General features: G+C 45.7%; 12 protein-coding genes. 2 read left to right on the top strand and 10 right to left on the bottom strand.

The window, feature by feature from the left end; genetic code table 11:
- Nucleotides 1-16: 16 nt before the first annotated feature.
- The 10 genes from AAA942_RS13095 to AAA942_RS13050 form a co-directional block, all read right to left on the bottom strand.
- Complete coding sequence (locus AAA942_RS13095) at nt 17-1,084, bottom strand: DUF4249 domain-containing protein (protein ID WP_338220726.1); 1,068 nt, start codon at nt 1,082-1,084, stop codon at nt 17-19.
- Nucleotides 1,077-2,132 carry a DUF4249 domain-containing protein gene (locus AAA942_RS13090; protein WP_338220725.1) on the bottom strand — a complete coding sequence of 352 codons (1,056 nt, stop codon included), beginning with the start codon at nt 2,130-2,132 and terminating at the stop codon, nt 1,077-1,079. Before AAA942_RS13090 ends, AAA942_RS13095 begins: the two co-directional genes overlap by 8 nt.
- A gap of 4 nt (nt 2,133-2,136) precedes the next feature.
- The gene (locus tag AAA942_RS13085; RefSeq protein ID WP_338220724.1) at nt 2,137-4,539 is read right to left on the bottom strand and encodes a TonB-dependent receptor; all 2,403 of its coding nucleotides are present in this window, start codon (nt 4,537-4,539) and stop codon (nt 2,137-2,139) included.
- Between the two features lie 11 nt (nt 4,540-4,550).
- On the bottom strand, nt 4,551-6,011 hold the full coding sequence (locus AAA942_RS13080; RefSeq protein ID WP_338220723.1) for an IPT/TIG domain-containing protein: 1,461 nt from the start codon (nt 6,009-6,011) through the stop codon (nt 4,551-4,553).
- Nucleotides 6,012-6,125: 114 nt separating this feature from the next.
- A complete protein-coding gene (locus AAA942_RS13075; protein ID WP_338220722.1) occupies nt 6,126-6,833 on the bottom strand; it encodes a tRNA1(Val) (adenine(37)-N6)-methyltransferase in 708 nt (235 codons plus the stop codon).
- Nucleotides 6,833-7,435: a DUF2179 domain-containing protein gene (locus AAA942_RS13070; RefSeq protein WP_338220721.1), complete on the bottom strand. Its 603-nt coding sequence runs from the start codon at nt 7,433-7,435 to the stop codon at nt 6,833-6,835. The genes AAA942_RS13075 and AAA942_RS13070 overlap by 1 nt, the downstream gene beginning before the upstream one ends.
- A 74-nt stretch (nt 7,436-7,509) precedes the next feature.
- A complete protein-coding gene (locus AAA942_RS13065; RefSeq protein WP_338220720.1) occupies nt 7,510-8,673 on the bottom strand; it encodes a CynX/NimT family MFS transporter in 1,164 nt (387 codons plus the stop codon).
- Nucleotides 8,674-8,880: 207 nt separating this feature from the next.
- On the bottom strand, nt 8,881-9,912 hold the full coding sequence (gene hemH, locus AAA942_RS13060) for a ferrochelatase (protein ID WP_338220719.1): 1,032 nt from the start codon (nt 9,910-9,912) through the stop codon (nt 8,881-8,883).
- A gap of 79 nt (nt 9,913-9,991) precedes the next feature.
- A complete protein-coding gene (locus tag AAA942_RS13055; protein ID WP_338220718.1) occupies nt 9,992-11,242 on the bottom strand; it encodes a cation:proton antiporter in 1,251 nt (416 codons plus the stop codon).
- 8 nt (nt 11,243-11,250) lie between these two features.
- Nucleotides 11,251-12,081 (bottom strand): universal stress protein, encoded by an 831-nt coding sequence (locus AAA942_RS13050; RefSeq protein ID WP_338220717.1) that lies wholly within the window; start codon nt 12,079-12,081, stop codon nt 11,251-11,253.
- A 203-nt stretch (nt 12,082-12,284) separates the two neighbouring features.
- Here AAA942_RS13050 and AAA942_RS13045 point away from each other — a divergent pair, with 203 nt between their 5' ends.
- Together AAA942_RS13045 and AAA942_RS13040 are read left to right on the top strand one after the other, a co-directional pair.
- Nucleotides 12,285-13,871, top strand: a complete 1,587-nt coding sequence (locus tag AAA942_RS13045) for a M14 family metallopeptidase (protein ID WP_338220716.1) — start codon at nt 12,285-12,287, stop codon at nt 13,869-13,871.
- Between the two features lie 12 nt (nt 13,872-13,883).
- Nucleotides 13,884-15,620 carry a M14 family metallopeptidase gene (locus AAA942_RS13040; RefSeq protein ID WP_338220900.1) on the top strand — a complete coding sequence of 579 codons (1,737 nt, stop codon included), beginning with the start codon at nt 13,884-13,886 and terminating at the stop codon, nt 15,618-15,620.
- Nucleotides 15,621-15,663: the final 43 nt, after the last annotated feature.

Here is a 15,663-nt window from a genome sequence, read left to right as displayed (position 1 = left end):
TAATCGTTGAAAAAACTCAGGGTCTCCAGTCTGATGGTGCATCAACTACCGCTCCGGGAACTTCCCTACAATCATCCGGAATGATGGCTTGGTTTTGTGCAAAAGTCAGCTTATCCTTTTGAATGTAGATACGGGAAGTCTGCTCGGAAGCTGCCATAAAATACCCCAAAACCACCTCATCGGGATCATCCAGACTGATCATATTGCCTCGAATCGTGGCAGGTGGGGGATCGAAAATAGACCCGCTGATCTCTGCCTGCTGCTTGACCAATCTGAGAAAGCGGTAAGCTTCCTGTGAAATTCCGTATTGACTTACATCCACCCGATAAGTATCCACAAAGCGCAAGCCGTCATCCTCGACAAATGCCACGGGAATACGGGTAGTCAGCCCGTTGAAATCATCGTCAACAGCAATAAACAGGCTTTGGTTGTTTGATATCTCTGTTCTGTAGCAGACATTACAGCAGGGTTTGGGCTGTGGATCACGGGAGGGATTGGCATCGCTGGGTCTGGGAGTAAATAAGTCCGGTCTAGTCTGAAGAATATAGACTGCAGGCCCTGTCCTCCAAAAGTAAAAGTTGTTTTGATCAGCAGGATCATTGATTTCGGCAATAATTTGCACGCCGGATCGGGGTGGGTTGCCTCCCGGCTGGGTAATTACCAATGTTCGGGGTTGGAGGTTTTGAATTGGGGGAACTCCTTCCACGCGTTCAGGAAAGGAAGAATATAATTTCCCCTCCGGAGTCTCTATAAACAAGGTGTAGGATTTGCCGACTTCTGCAGAAAATCCTGCTGGGGTAAAGTACGAACCTCTAGATTCTGCGCTTTCAGTCAGAAAGACAACCTTACCCTCCTCATCTCTTACTAATACAGTAGCTCCAGATACTGGCCTTATCAAGGCTTCAAAGCTACTTCCATAGGTAGCACTCCGGGTGAGAGTGACTCTATGAGGACCAGGACCTGAGTGAATCAAAGCATCAACAGTAAGCAATTGCTCCCCTTCCGGGATTTCTACCTGAAATGGATCAATGCATCCCACAAGGAGCAGCAAAAGGAAAAAACTTGACTTTACTAATTTATTCATTTGGATTCCAATCAAAAGGAGGGTCGATGGTAGCGTTGGGTACTACTCTGCAATCATCGGGAATAATTGCCCTGTTTTGCTTAAAGGTCAATTCAGCCTGATCTATGTAAATTCTTCTTGAGGCTTCTCCTGCAGCCATGAAATAGCCCAATACCACTTCATCGGGATTATTCAAGGAGATCATATTCCCTCGAATATTGGCAGGTGGAGGGTCAAAAATAGACCCGCTGATTTCAGCTTGCTGCTTCACCAGCCTCAGAAAGCGGTAGGCATTCTGAGAAATAGAATATTGCTTGACATCCACTCTATACTTGTTCACAAACCTCAAGCCGTCATCCTCCACAAAACCTACCGGAATGCGGGTGCTCAAACCGTTAAAATCATCATCTACCGCAATGAAGACGCCTCGATTATTGGGAATATCTGCTCGGTAGCAGACCGCACAGCAATCCTTAGGAGCTGGAGTCCTGTCTGGGGCTGGAGTAGTATAGAGTTCCGGACGGGTCTCGAGGATGTAATTGGCAGCCCCTAATCGCCAGAAATAGAAATTATTCTGATCCGCGGGGTCAATGATATCCGCGATGATTTGCACCCCTGAGCGCTCAGGTCCTCCCCCAGGTTGGGGAATGGTGACCGTCCGGATTCCCAAGGATTGGATTTCAGGTACTGATTCCACTCGCTCAGGAAGGGAAGAAAACAAGCCTCCATCCGGAGTTTCAATGAATAATGTATAAGCCTTGCCAATCTGGGCTCTCCAACCTGTAGGAGTAAAATAGGCTCCTCGCACCCCCTCTCGTTCACTTAAGAAAGTAACCTCACCATCCTCGCTTCGCACTATGACAGTAGCACCCACCACTGGTCTGATTAAACTTTGTAAGTCACTTCCATAGGTGGCACTTCTGGACAAAACTATTGTATGTGGGCCAGGTCCAGAGTGAATCAGCCCCTCTACCGTGAGTAACTGCTCTCCCTCAGGTACCTCCACCGGAAAAGGATCAATACATCCGAAAAGCAGGAAAAAAAACAGGTAAATCCAATTTCTAAACATCTTCTCAGAATTTAATCGCATAACTCAAACTAGGCAGCGGAACCCCCAAAAGGGCCAGTCGAAGAGATTGAGGAGGTAAGCCAGGCGCGTCTCCAAAGAAAATGGAATAAGGATTCTTTCTTCCCAAAACGTTCAAAACGGAGAAGGTCCAATCCCCTTCGAAGAACTTCCCGCTCCCCTTCAGTTTGAAATTGGTAGCAAAATCTATCCGGAAGAAGTCCGGCATTCGGTCTTGATTTCTGTTGTCAAAATATGCCAGACTGTTTCCTGAGTAGTCAAACTTAGCCTGCGGGAAGGTCACGGGTCTTCCTGTGCTGTAAGCCACTGTAGCAGAAATAGAAGTATTTGTACTGACTTTATAATTTCCGATTACGGTCAAGTCATTAGGCTTGTCAAAGTTGGAGGCGTACCATTCCCCATCATTGATATTTTCCTCTTCATAAGGGGTAATTACTCTTCTCAAGGCTCTGGAATAGGTATAGGAAATCCATCCCGTCAATCTTCCCAAATTTTTCTTGATATATAATTCAGCCCCGTAAGCTTGCCCTTGAGCCGGCACCAGTTCGGTCTCGATATGATTTCTCACGATGAGATTTGCTCCGTCTTTGTATTCCACCACATTTTGCAGGTCCTTGTAGTAAATCTCAATTGAAGTTTCAAAGATGTTTCCTTTGAAGTTTTTATAAAATCCTAAGGAATATTGATCTGCAATTTGTGGCTTGAGGTAATTGTCGCTGAGTTTCCAAAGATCAAATGGAGCGATGGTCGCTGTGTTGGAGATCAAATGGATAAACTGATACATTTTATTGTATCCCGCTTTGATCGAGGTGGACTTGTTGAAGGAATAGCGGATGGATGCTCTTGGGCCAAATCCATCGTAGCTTTGGATTACTTCTCCGTCTGAATAATTGATTTCGCCAATGGCACTTCCATCGGAGATGGGCTGATTTTCAGCATACTGCCTTACAGATCTTGCGCCAAGGTATTGGTAGAAGTCATACCTGAGCCCATAGGAAAAACCCAATTTTTCTCCCAACTCAAATTCATGCTGAAAATGACCCGCCATTTCTCGTCCGAATTCATTCTGCACTTTCCTGGGCAACACTTCCCCTTGCTCTCCCGGTATCAATTCTCCGGGCTGAATCTCCAGCTGCTTATATTCACCTCCGAAAGTAATCTTGTTGGTGGGAGAAAAAGAATATGTAAGAAACAACTTTCCTCCCATGTCCAGAATATCGGAGTTGATCTGAAAATCATTGATTCCGGAACGGTTGAATACCCCAAAATTATAGCCTGAATAAAAGCCCAAAGCCTCCATGCTTAGCTTTTCGCTAAACTTGCTTTTCCATTGAAGGGAATGGGCAGTATTCTTCCAGGAAATCGTCGTATCCGAGGCAAATGCAAAGTCATCGTAGCTGGTATAGTAGCTGTACATGAACTCGTTATTTTCTGAGATAGGGGCACTGATGACCAAATTCCCATCATAGAAGTTTGCATTGGAATTGTTCAGCACCGGATCAGTCAGGGTCTGAAGAAGCCAATTGATATAAGAAATTCTAAAGCCTCCCAAAATGGAAACCTTGTCTTTGATCAATGGGCCATTGACGGAAACTTTTCCGGTATAGGTTCCTGCCATCAAATCCACACCCCACTTGTCCACACTTCCTGCTTTTGGCACAATATCAAGGATCGCTGAGCTTCTGCCTCCAAATCTTGCAGGTACCACGGCCTTATATAGCGTCACGTCATTGACCACGTCCGGATTGAAGGCTGTAAATAATCCAAACATGTGAGAAGGATTGTAAATCGGTGCTCCCCCAAACTGTATCAAGTTTTGGTCAACTCCACCCCCACGGACGTTGAGCCCGGATGATGCTTCTCCTACCTGGCTTACCCCTGGTAATGTTGCCAATGACCGAACGATATCCACCTCCCCGAAGAAAGGAGGAAGCTCCCGCATCGTATTCATGCTTAGAGTGACTGCCCCCATGTCGGTAGACCGGATATTCTTTTCAGGATCCCTCCCGTAGATGACCACATCATCCAGTTGAAAATCCTCCTGGATCATCCGAATGGAAATCCGTCCGTCACCTACTGCCGTGATAGGATAATCCACCGTCTCGTAGCCTACATAGCGAAAGGTAAGATTGTACTCTGCCCGATCAAGTACCAATTCAAAAAACCCATTAGTATCAGTGATTCGGGTAAGGTCTAATTCAGGCACGGTAATCGTAGCGCCTACCAAAGCCTCTCCGGTAATCTCATCGATGATTCTTCCAGAAATACGGATGCCTTTGAGCTGACCGATGTCACGCCCTACTACCTGCCGCTTAGGCGGTGGTGTGGTCTGTTGGGCTAGAGTAGCAAAGCCCGAGAAAAGGAAAATCAGAAGTAATAATTTTTTCATCATGGCTGAGCTTAAAGACCGTTGGGATCAAATTTGAATAGTTCTAGAGGCAATTCTCCGGTGACGGAAATTTCAGGGCCCCTTAAGATATAGATTTCACCCTGATAGACGAAAGAGCCCAGATTTATGCTTCTTGGAAAGCCTTCAAAGGAATTTTTTGCCTTCCAGGAAAAGGTATTCAGATCCAGCTCGAAAATTTCCTGAATCCTTCTGTATAAGCCTATCCATGCTTTGTTTCCATCCACAGCAGCCATTCCGTAGCCATCACCCAAACTGCCGGGATAGACCGATTTAAAAGTCCAACTGATGGATTGCGGATTAAATTCATACAGTTCCCCGGAAGTGTTCACTACGTAGCCTTTGTTTTGATAGACAAAGTGAGGGGTGCCATTGTGGAGGAAAAATGGAGCATTTCCTACTCTTGACCATGATTTTGTAGTCGGGGAATATTTCCAGATATCATTCGCTCCCGGGTCGATTCCTCCCATGACGAAAAGCTCCCCGTTGATTTCCAAGGCTAACTGCTCCCTTCCTTGAAAAGGCAAATCTGCCAACCGCTCGAAGGTGCTCCCGTTGATTTTCCAAAAAGACCGATCAAATTCAAAAGAATTGAAGCCTAGCTCCACTGCACCACCACCCAAATACCCTGGGCTTGCAAAAGCAAAGGATCTTGGATTCCCGGGAAAGTTTACTTCACTCCAGGAAAGGGTGCTTGGATCAAATCGCTGTATTTTGGAATAAGAAGAAGATAGACGAATATTTCCCAAGCCCACATGAAATCCTGCCTGATTGGTGAAGGAAACCGTATTGTAAATCCGGACTGATTCGGGAAATTGCCCCACTAGGGTAAATCTGCCGGCCTGATACTCGAAAGGCTGGGAAAATTCAACGATATCCTCTTGGATCTGAATTCGTACAGGTACCAGCGTACTTCCTGAAGCAGGAGGGATTCTTACCGTGAGTCTTGACTCAAACTGATTGGAGAGAATCTGTGCTTCCTGATTTCCAAAAAACACCCGGGTATCTTCAGAAAGATTTCTGCCTTGGATAGTCATGATTTCTCCAGCTTTCGAAAAGGTCGGAAAAAATTCATCCAATTGAGGGGTCAGCGTACGGATGGTAATGACCTCTCCAAATAATTGCTGCCCTTCTACTTCGGAGAAAGCTTTCACCCAGTATTGTTGATCAATCTTTAGGCCCGAAGTTTCCCCGATAAATCGGCCAGGACTGTCTTTGGTTCCTAAAGAAATGGTAATGGGAGAGGTGAAGGCCTCAGTCTCTGCAATCAGAAACCCGTGATCCGTGGCAGCAACTTCACGATTGGTGATCAATCTGCCTGAAAGTCTGACATTGCTTCCTCCGACGAAAAGCACATCCTCGGTGGCTACGATGATAGGCGTTTCAATTTCTTCGGTGCAAGCCCATCCTCCTATGAGCACAAGTAGTAGGCTCAGGGATAGTAATTTACGCATGGAATGTGGTAATTAAATAGCTAGCAAAAATAGAAAAAAGATTATTCTTGGGTCTTTTGGACTCTAAATAGAAAGACATTTTAGCATAAATCAAAAAATCTGATTGAATTTGGATCAAAACCCCAAAAGAAATCCTGAAATAAGTCGGGAATAAGACGCAGAAAAACTCCCGTCGCTTTCCTTTAGAATCAACTCTTCCTCGACCTGAAGCTCCATTTTCCTTTGGAACTGCACTACCTGCCTGATTACTTTGGAATCAGCAGAATCCTTCACCGAAATCAATTTCTTGGGGAAAAGGGATTGTTTTCCTGACAAACCCTCAAACTCTTTCATCTGGGCTGGAGGCAAAATCATCCAAAGACTCCCTTCTTCGCTCAAAAGTTTGCCTGCTTTTTCAAGCAATTCCCAAAAAGACAGCTCATCAGTATGCAATGCCTGATTTCTTCTGGGATCACTGGCTTTAAGGTGATTGGGAAAATAAGGAGGATTACTGACCAAAAGGTCAAACTGTTCCTTTTCCGGGAACTCCTGAAAACGGCCTTTGACTAGATTTAGCCTGGTTGAAAATGGACTTTTTGCAAAATTTTCAGAGGCCTGATTCCCGGCCTCCTCATCGAGCTCTACCGCCTGAATCTGGGCTTTGGGAAAACGCTGAGCCAGGATCAAAGCAATCACCCCCGTGCCAGTACCAATATCCAAAATTCGACTAGCCGACTCACCTTGAACCAAAGTGCCCAATAAAACCGAATCCGTGCTGATCTTCATCGCACAGCGATCCTGCTCCACCCGGAACTGCTGAAACTGAAACCACGTATTGCCCATCAGGTTCTGGCTCTACTGAAAAGTCTTGACCGGAATCTGGGCTTATCTTCCATGATATTCAAGTCTTCTTCGGAGACCCGCTTTACACTTTCTATGGTGTAAAAGGCTCGTTCGTCACATTCCTTCACCTTTCCGATGAAAGTCTGCAGCTGATCCCGCTTCATCACGGTAAAAAGAAGATTGACTTTGCCATACCTTCCCTCTGCGCCTACACTGGTGAAGCGGTAATTCTTTTCCTTCATGAAATCAATCAACTGAGGTAAAGGATGTGGGGTAATCACCCGGACCAGCACCCGACCTAGGGCAAGTTTTTCATCCAAAGTCATCCCTACATAGGTCCCCATGGCAAACCCTCCGGCATAGGCAATGTAGGAAAAGGGATTGTTTACATTTTGGAATATCTGCCCGATCGCCAAAAGCCAAATCATGGCTTCAAAAAAGCCCAATACAGGGACAATGGACTTCTTCCCGTTCATCATAAACATGATCCTGAGCGTATTGATAGACACGTCACCTATCCTAGCAAAGAATATAAGCAAAGGCATCAGGACGTAGTTCAGCAACTGATCAGAGATACCCAGAGAATGAAAGAAATCTTGCATGGGAATAGAAAGATGGGATGCGCAAAATTAGCCCTTTCGGCGGCAAGGAAGACAAAACCGAGAAAGAATCTGCACTAAATCTTCCTGTCTCTCCCCGCAGGAAGTCCAAAATAGATAAACTGAATCGTCATCACCAGGAGAAATCCTATAAGCAGATTCCAATTGGAAAACAGGTCCAATGAAATACCAAATACCAAAGGACCAAGGGCAGCAAGCACATAGCCTGCAGACTGAACCATCCCCGAAAGTCTGGAAGTAGTCAGGTCATCGGCTGTTCGGAGAGAGATTAGCGTATAAGCTATGCTCAGGCTAGCCCCACTTCCAATCCCTATTATGGTCAATGCCAAAAAGGTAATCCATTCCTGATGCAAAAACAAGGCAGAGTAACCCAACAAATACCCGAGCCCAACGATCAAAATCACCCGGGACTGCTCCTTGAGCTTCATCAGCAGGCCGGGAATAAAAAAAGTACCAATGAGCGAAATCAGCTGGAGATAGGACAAGGCCAAGCCTGCCTTGGATGCAGACATCCCACGGGCAATAAACATATCGGGAAGCCAGGTAATCATGGTAAAGTACATCACTGATTGTGCCCCCATAAAGAGCGTCACCTGCCAGGCCAATTTGCTTTTCCATACATTTTTTCCAGTCAATACACTGGTTCTACGGGGATTGATCCGGGAGCTAAGTTGGGGAATCCAAACGACTAAGGCCAAAATCATCAGCCCAACCCAAGAGGCCAAAGATCCTCTCCAACCCAAACCTAGCTCCTGGGACAAGGGAACACTCACCCCGGAAGCAATGGCCGCAAAAAGAGACATTCCGGTAGAAAGGATAGCGGTGAAAAGCCCAATTTTCTCTGGAAGCCGGGCTTTGAAAAAAGGAATCATCAATACATTGGCAATCACGATTCCTATTCCCGTCAAAGCAGTTCCAAAGTAGAGCAACTCAATGCCTCCCAAAACCCGGATTACCACACCTACAGATAAAAGGGCAATACCTGCAAAGATTGCTCTTCCCAGCCCCAACCTTTTCCCAATAGCCGGTGCAAAAAGAGAAAATAGGGCAAATGTAATCAAGGAAAGGGTGGTAAGAAATCCCGCCAAACCATTGGAAATCCCCAAATCTTCCCGAATAAAGGGAATCAACGGCCCCACAGAGGCGATCGAAGTCCTGAGATTGATTGAGATCAAAATGATGCCGAGAATTAGGAGGGCTTTGCTGGTAGTATTAGACATTAGGGTAGTAAGAAGTACGATTTACGAAGTACGATTTACGATATATTAAGGAACCTCAACCCTAATTTCTAAAGCTTTGATTCCTAACATGAAGCCTTGAGCTTTTGAAAATGTAGATTAAAAAGGGGGTCGCTGAGCCCACATGAATGTCGTAAATCGTAAGTCTGAAATCGTAAATTTTTCGGATTACTTAAAGGTGAAGTAAAATTAAGCCCTCGATTCCACCAAATCCTTAACGCATTCCACCCAAGTATCATTAGAATTAAGGCTGGGTACCAGCTCCCAATGCTCCCCTCCCAGCTCCTCAAACTGCTCCTTGTATTCTTCACCCACCTCTACGGTCGTTTCCAGGCAGTCTGCTACAAAGGCTGGAGAGAAAACCAATACTTTTTTCACTCCTTCTTTTGCCAAATCCTTGATCATGTCCTCAGTGTAAGGCTTGATCCAAGGATCTTTACCCAGTCGGGATTGGAAACAGGTTACGACTTTATCTTCGGGAAGTCCGAGCTTTTCAGCAACCAGACGGGTCGTTTGAAAACATTGTGCCCGGTAGCAAAATTGGTTTTTGAGCCCATACTTATTGCAGCAGGCTCCGAGCTGACAGTATCCCTCTACACTGCCTTTTCTGATCTGTCTCTCAGGCAGACCATGGTAAGAAAAAAGATATCGGTCATAATCCCCCTTCGCCATAGCCTCCCGTCCGAGTTCGGCCCAAGCTTCCAGAAAAAGCGGATGATCCACATAGTTGCTAATGAAGGAGATTTCAGGAATAATCTGCCAAGTGCGGACAATCTCCATCACTTTGTCTATTACGGAACCATTGGTGGCTGAAGCATACTGTGGGAAAAGGGGAAGAACGATGATTTTTTTCACCTTAGCCTTCATCAATACCTCAAGCCCTTTCTCAATGCTCGGATTCTGATAACGCATTGCAATAGAGACCAGATATTTCTCCGGGTCAAGCTTTTGGATCAGTTTGTCCCGAAGGTCTTCTGTGTGAAACAGCAAAGGTGAACCTCTATCCGTCCAAAGCTTTCGGTATTCTCCTGCAGATTTGGGCGCGCGGAAGGGGGCAATAATCAGATTGACCAGCATCCAGCGTGGAATCAATGGAAAGTCGATCACGCGTCCATCCATTAAAAATTCGCGGAGGTATTTGCGGACATCTCCTGTTTTGGTACTGTCTGGAGTTCCGAGATTGACCAACAGGACGCCAATCTTTGCTTTGTTTTTACTCATGGGTGATATTCAGGTTCCTTTCGAAAAGTCCAAAATTAGTCCCTTTGTTCGAAAAAAACCGATGGAAACTTTCAATCGCTTATTTAGAAGAGGGAGACAGCTTGAGATTTTCGGCCCAACCCATCAGTGGACCTGACAGAATACTGGATAAAAGGGCCAAAATCACCAAACCAATAAACAGTGATTCGGAGACCATTCCATATTCCAAGGCTATCAGCCCAAGAATAATATCCATACTTCCTCTGGTACTCAGTCCAAAGCCCACTACCATGGACTTGTTTCTTTTCAATCCTGCAAAACGGGCCCCGAGATAGGCCCCGAAATATTTGGTCAATAAACCTACAATCACCACCACACCCACTACGCCTAGATCAAAGGCTTCAATGAAATTGACCTTCAACCCGATACTCACAAAGAAGATCGGAGCGAAAATATTGTTGATAAACTGATGGAGAATTTCCTTGGCTTTTTCTGTCAAATGCTCGGAATCCCCCAAAGCCACCCCGATTATGAATGCACCGAAAATGGCATGAATCCCTATAAACTCTGTAAATGAAGCCGCCAGAAAGCAAATCGCCAATGAAAGGGAAAGCAGACCCCCGGGCCAAGCCAGGTTTTTATTCGTCCAGGGCAAGACTCTATTGATCAGACCTTTGCCTCCTGTAAGCATAAATACGGTGAAAAACAGCGTAAGCCCTATCGTAGGCCAGACTCCCAGCCCCTCTTTGCCAGATTCGGAAAGAGAAAGAATCACCGAAAAGACAATCCACCCTACCACATCGACCACCATAGCTCCTGCGATAATTAAGAGCCCGGTTTTGGTTTTGAATAGATTCAAATCCATAAGCACTCTCGCTACTACGGCCAAGGCAGTGATGGAAATGGCAAGCCCAAAAAACGTCGACGCTACAATCCGATCATTGATATTGACCCCCAGAAACTCTGGAAATGCATAAGCCACTACAAAGCCTGCTATGATGGGTAATATCATGGAAGCCAAAGCAATCTTGAGGGCGTTTTTGCCTTGACTCCAAACTACCTGAAGCTCTACTTCGATCCCGGCAATGAACAAGAGCAAGACCACAGCAATCTGCACAAAGCCATCCAAGGCAATATTGGTCATGGAATGGGAGCTGAATAGACTGGCATAAAAATCCGGCATCAGCATACCCAAAATAGTCGGCCCTAGGATGATTCCTGCCAGAATCTCCCCCACTACAGCAGGCTGCTTGAGCTTTCTGGCAATTTCAGAAAACACCCTTGCCATGATGAGCATAGATGCGAGTTGAAGCAGAAGGTTAATGACCTCCTTATGGTTTAATGTTTCCATGGAAGTAATTAACTTTTTATCATCAATAGGTTACAAGGCAAATTGCCCAATAAGTCTTCCAAGTCATGCGGAAATAACCGATCAAAAAAATTGAGCTTTCGGTCATCTCCCATGACCAGAAGATCTGCATTTATTTTTTCACAATATCTGGCCAGCTCCGTGGCCCACCTTCCACCAGTCACTTTTATGTTAATTTTCAGATCTCCCAAGTCCAATCCTTTTAAATTCTCCTCCACATAATCAATTTCGTCCTGCACAAGTTTTCTCCTCGTTCCAGAAACCTCATCTTCCGAATCCTCACTCGCTGTACCCATGACCAAACCGTACATTTTGATTTCATTGAGTATGTGGACATTCTTAGACTCAACTTTTTTGGAAAAATCTATTCCACGCTGGATCACTTTTGGCGTGATTTCCAGCTGGGTACCGTTGATGACCACTTGGGAGAAAGCTGTCGTTTCCAGCCTTGGCTCAATCAGCGTAAGTAGGGAACAGTTGGCTTTACGGATGATTTTTCTTGCCACGGAACCAAGGTAATAAGTCAAAAGGCCTTCTTTTTTCAATGCCCCCAAAATGAGCAAATCCACCTTTTCTTCAGCACACGTCTCCAGGATTTGTTTTGCAGGTTTGCCTTCTTTCCAAAGTATCTTGACTCTTCTCAGGGAAGAACAATGCTTGTCAAAAATCTCACTCAATCGGGACTCGAGTTCGGGAGTTTTTACCCCAACATGAATTAAAATCAATTCCCCGTCAAAGAGATCCACCAGCCTTTTTGCTTCTGCTATCAAGGCCTCCATTCTTGGGGAAAAAGCCAAAGCCAATCCTATTTTCTGATACATGGTATTCTGCTTCAATCCCTCAAATAAGGAAAATTAAACGAATTCGCAAACCACTTCTTTCCTTCAGCCATTTATCCCAAACCCAATCCGATAGAGAATCTTTTCCCCCGCTTCAAAAAGGACTTCTCGATAAACCGGCATTTTTTAGTAAACTTCCCTACTAATTCTTAACCCGATTTCAGAATCAACCCAATCTTATTTCTATGAGAAAATTCTTACTCACCGGGCTGATATTTGGGGCATTACTTGGGGGCCATGCTTTTGCCCAAGGTGACTACCCCACACTCAGTCAGGTCAATCAAAGACTCCAAAAACTCGGAGGTAATCCTTCCGTAGAGCTCAAAACTCTTACCCAAACCCTTGGAGGCAAGGACATCCAAGTCCTCAAAATCGGCAAAGGAAATCTGGATCAGAAGCCGGCCATCGCAGTAGTCGGTGGAGTGGAAGGCTTCCATGTACTCAGTGTGGAATTGGCCCTGCAGTTTGCAGAGAAGCTGATCGCTGAGCACTCAGACGCTTTGGAGGCGACCACTTTTTACATTTTCCCTAATATGTCTCCTGATGCTTATGAGCAATATCATGCCGCGCTGAAATATGAGCGGAGAGGAAACGCCAACTCAGCAGACCACGACCGGGACGGCACACCCAATGACAACGGCTACACGGATCTGAATGGTGACGGACTGATCACCTGGATGCGAGTGGAAGATCCGATGGGAGAATGGACGGTGTCCAAAGAAGATGAGCGAGTCTTGGTCAAAGCTGACCGATCCAAAGGTGAAGCCGGAAAATACAGGGTATTCAAAGAGTCCAAAGACGATGACAAAGACGGAAAATTTGCCGAAGACCTGAAGGAAGGCATTGCATTCAATAAAAATCTAACCTACAAATTCCCCGTTTTTGAACCTTTGGCGGGAGATATCGCCGCATCTGAAAAGGAAACAAGGGCACTCTTGGACTACCTCTTTGAGCAATGGAACATCTTCGCTTTTGTCACTTTTTCCCCTGCAAATAATCTAAGCGCTCCGTTGAAGTTTAACGCTTCCGACGCAAGGAAACGAGTGGTGACTTCCATTTTGGAAAAAGACCAAGCCATCAACGCCATGGTCTCCGAGATGTATAATAAAACGGTAAGCCAAAAAGCATTTCAGCAAAGCAATCAGGGAACAGACGGGGACTTCTTCCAATGGGCTTATTTCCATTTTGCCCGACTGAGCTTCTCGACCCCAGGGTATTGGACTCCGGAATTCAAAGGAAAAACCAATCCCGAGGCCAACTATCTGGCATGGGCGGATTCTTTGGGATGGAATTCTTTTGTTCCTTGGACTGAAGTACAGCATCCTGATTTCCCCAACCAAAAAGTGGAAGTGGGAGGAGTCAAGCCTTTTGTACTGGTGAATCCTCCTTTTGAAAAAGTGGGAGAAATAGCAGAAGAGCATACAGAGTTTATTCTAAAACTAGCTGCCATGCAGCCTAAGCTGGAGCTTCACAATCTGAAAACTGAGGCGCTCGGCAATGGCTTGACCCGAATCACGGTTGATCTTTTCAACAAAGCCCCGCTTCCCACTCACTCTGAGATGGGTGCAAGGTCCCGATGGCTGAGAAAAATCCGGATAGATATCGATGCATCCGGTGACAAACTGATTTCCGGTGACAAAATCAAGTTATTGGACTCCATGGGGGCCTATGAGAAAGTGACCCTATCCTGGATAGTAAGAGGAAGCGGCAATGTAAATATCAAAGCAGGAGCTGCCCATACCGGATTTGTAACCCAAACTGTCAAACTCTAAGCCATGAAGATGATGAATACCAAGAAAATACTAGCCACCCTGGCTTTGGGAGCATTGAGTCTGGGAGCAATGAAAGTCAATGCCCAACAGGAAAATTTCTTCCGGGCCATTGGAACACCCCATAAACCAAAAGTCGAAATCGCCTGGAACCGCTACTACAGTGCAGAAGGACTTTGGGACTGGATGAAGAAAATCGCCGCTGCGCATCCGGGATTAGCCAAGGTAGAGTCTATTGGCAAATCTGTAGAAGGCAGAGACATCCTGACGATCACCATCACGGACTTTTCCACCGGAAAAGACACAGATAAGCCAGCCATGTGGATTGATGGAAATATCCATTCCAATGAAATCCAAGGCGGGGAATTTTCTCTGTATCTGGCTTGGTATCTGACGGAAATGCACGCCGATAATGAATTTATCAAGCAGCTCTTGAAGGATAAGACCTTCTACATCACTCCGACTATTAATCCCGACGCTAGAAACAATTTCTTCAAAGAACCCAATACAGCCAGCTCTCCTCGTTCGGGTATGCTCGTATTGGACAACGATGGCGACGGAGAAGCCGGAGAAGACCGCATGGATGATCTGGATGGAGATGGCAACATCACGATGATGATCCGCAAATCTCCAACAGGAAGATTTATCAAAGACCCTCTTGACCCGAGAAAATTGATGCAGGTCGGACCGGATCAAGTAGGAGAATACGAAATGATCGGTCAGGAAGGAATCGATAACGACGGAGACGGAGTGGTCAATGATGACGGTATCGGCTATTACGATCCGAACAGAGATTGGGGATGGAACTGGCAGCCCGATTACATCCAGCGAGGTGCATTGAGGTATCCTTTTACACTTCCTGAAAACCGCTCTGTGATGGAATTCGTGATGAAGCATCCCAATATTGCTGCAGCACAAAGCTTCCACAACTCAGGAGGCATGATTCTTAGAGGACCAGGGGCCGAGGAAGATGTCAATACCTACAACAGAGAGGATATAAGAATCTATGATGCCATCGGAAATGTGGGTGAAGAGATTATTCCAGGCTATAGATACATTGTCGTCTACAAAGATCTCTATTCTGTATTTGGCGGGGAATTGGACTGGTTCTATGGAAACCGAGGAATTTTCACCTATTCCAATGAGTTAATGGTTTCTTATCTCTACTTCCACAAAAATGCAGGACGAGGCAATCAGGATGAGCAGCTGAAAGTGGATCAATTGCTGACCTTTGGAGATGCTTTTGTCAACTGGAAAGAATTCGAACATCCTCAGTTTGGCACCGTGGAGATCGGAGGATTCAAAAAGACCTTCGGCCGCGCTCATCCAGGCTTCCTATTGGAGCAGGACGCCCACAGAAATGCCGCCTTCACTATTTTCCATGGGTACCATACGCCTAAGCTTTCAGTGATGGACGTCAAGGAAGAAGATCTGGGCGGAGGACTGAAGGCAATCACAGCCACCATATTCAATGAGCGGATGATCCCAACACACGCCAGCCAAGATCTGAAATACAATATCGAGCGGCCGGATTACGTGACCCTTTCCGGTGCCAAAGTCCTTGCCGGATTTGTAGTGGAGGACGAGGACATGAAGAAATTCAAGGAGCAAAAGTCTTCGCCTGAAAAAATCGCGGTGGACAATGTTCCTGGTATGGGTGCAGTAAAAGTCCGCTGGATTGTTTCTTCTGTTTCCAACTATTCCATCACGGTGGATTCAGCCAAAGGAGGAAAAGCCAGCTGGAAAAAGTGATTCATTTGATAAAAAAGTAAAAAGAAATCCCGTCAGCTAAGTT

Source organism: Algoriphagus sp. oki45 (assembly GCF_036245605.1).
GTDB lineage: Bacteria > Bacteroidota > Bacteroidia > Cytophagales > Cyclobacteriaceae > Algoriphagus.
This window is presented reverse-complemented; position numbering and strand designations above follow the sequence as displayed.

Bases quoted from the DNA above. Each gene is read 5' to 3' on its own strand.
- AAA942_RS13095 (WP_338220726.1), bottom strand. From the start codon at position 1,084: ATGAATAAATTAGTAAAGTCAAGTTTTTTCCTTTTGCTGCTCCTTGTG.
- AAA942_RS13090 (WP_338220725.1), bottom strand. From the start codon at position 2,132: ATGTTTAGAAATTGGATTTACCTGTTTTTTTTCCTGCTTTTCGGATGT.
- AAA942_RS13085 (WP_338220724.1), bottom strand. From the start codon at position 4,539: ATGAAAAAATTATTACTTCTGATTTTCCTTTTCTCGGGCTTTGCTACT.
- AAA942_RS13080 (WP_338220723.1), bottom strand. From the start codon at position 6,011: ATGCGTAAATTACTATCCCTGAGCCTACTACTTGTGCTCATAGGAGGA.
- AAA942_RS13075 (WP_338220722.1), bottom strand. From the start codon at position 6,833: ATGGGCAATACGTGGTTTCAGTTTCAGCAGTTCCGGGTGGAGCAGGAT.
- AAA942_RS13070 (WP_338220721.1), bottom strand. From the start codon at position 7,435: ATGCAAGATTTCTTTCATTCTCTGGGTATCTCTGATCAGTTGCTGAAC.
- AAA942_RS13065 (WP_338220720.1), bottom strand. From the start codon at position 8,673: ATGTCTAATACTACCAGCAAAGCCCTCCTAATTCTCGGCATCATTTTG.
- hemH (WP_338220719.1), bottom strand. From the start codon at position 9,912: ATGAGTAAAAACAAAGCAAAGATTGGCGTCCTGTTGGTCAATCTCGGA.
- AAA942_RS13055 (WP_338220718.1), bottom strand. From the start codon at position 11,242: ATGGAAACATTAAACCATAAGGAGGTCATTAACCTTCTGCTTCAACTC.
- AAA942_RS13050 (WP_338220717.1), bottom strand. From the start codon at position 12,081: ATGTATCAGAAAATAGGATTGGCTTTGGCTTTTTCCCCAAGAATGGAG.
- AAA942_RS13045 (WP_338220716.1), top strand. From the start codon at position 12,285: ATGAGAAAATTCTTACTCACCGGGCTGATATTTGGGGCATTACTTGGG.
- AAA942_RS13040 (WP_338220900.1), top strand. From the start codon at position 13,884: ATGAATACCAAGAAAATACTAGCCACCCTGGCTTTGGGAGCATTGAGT.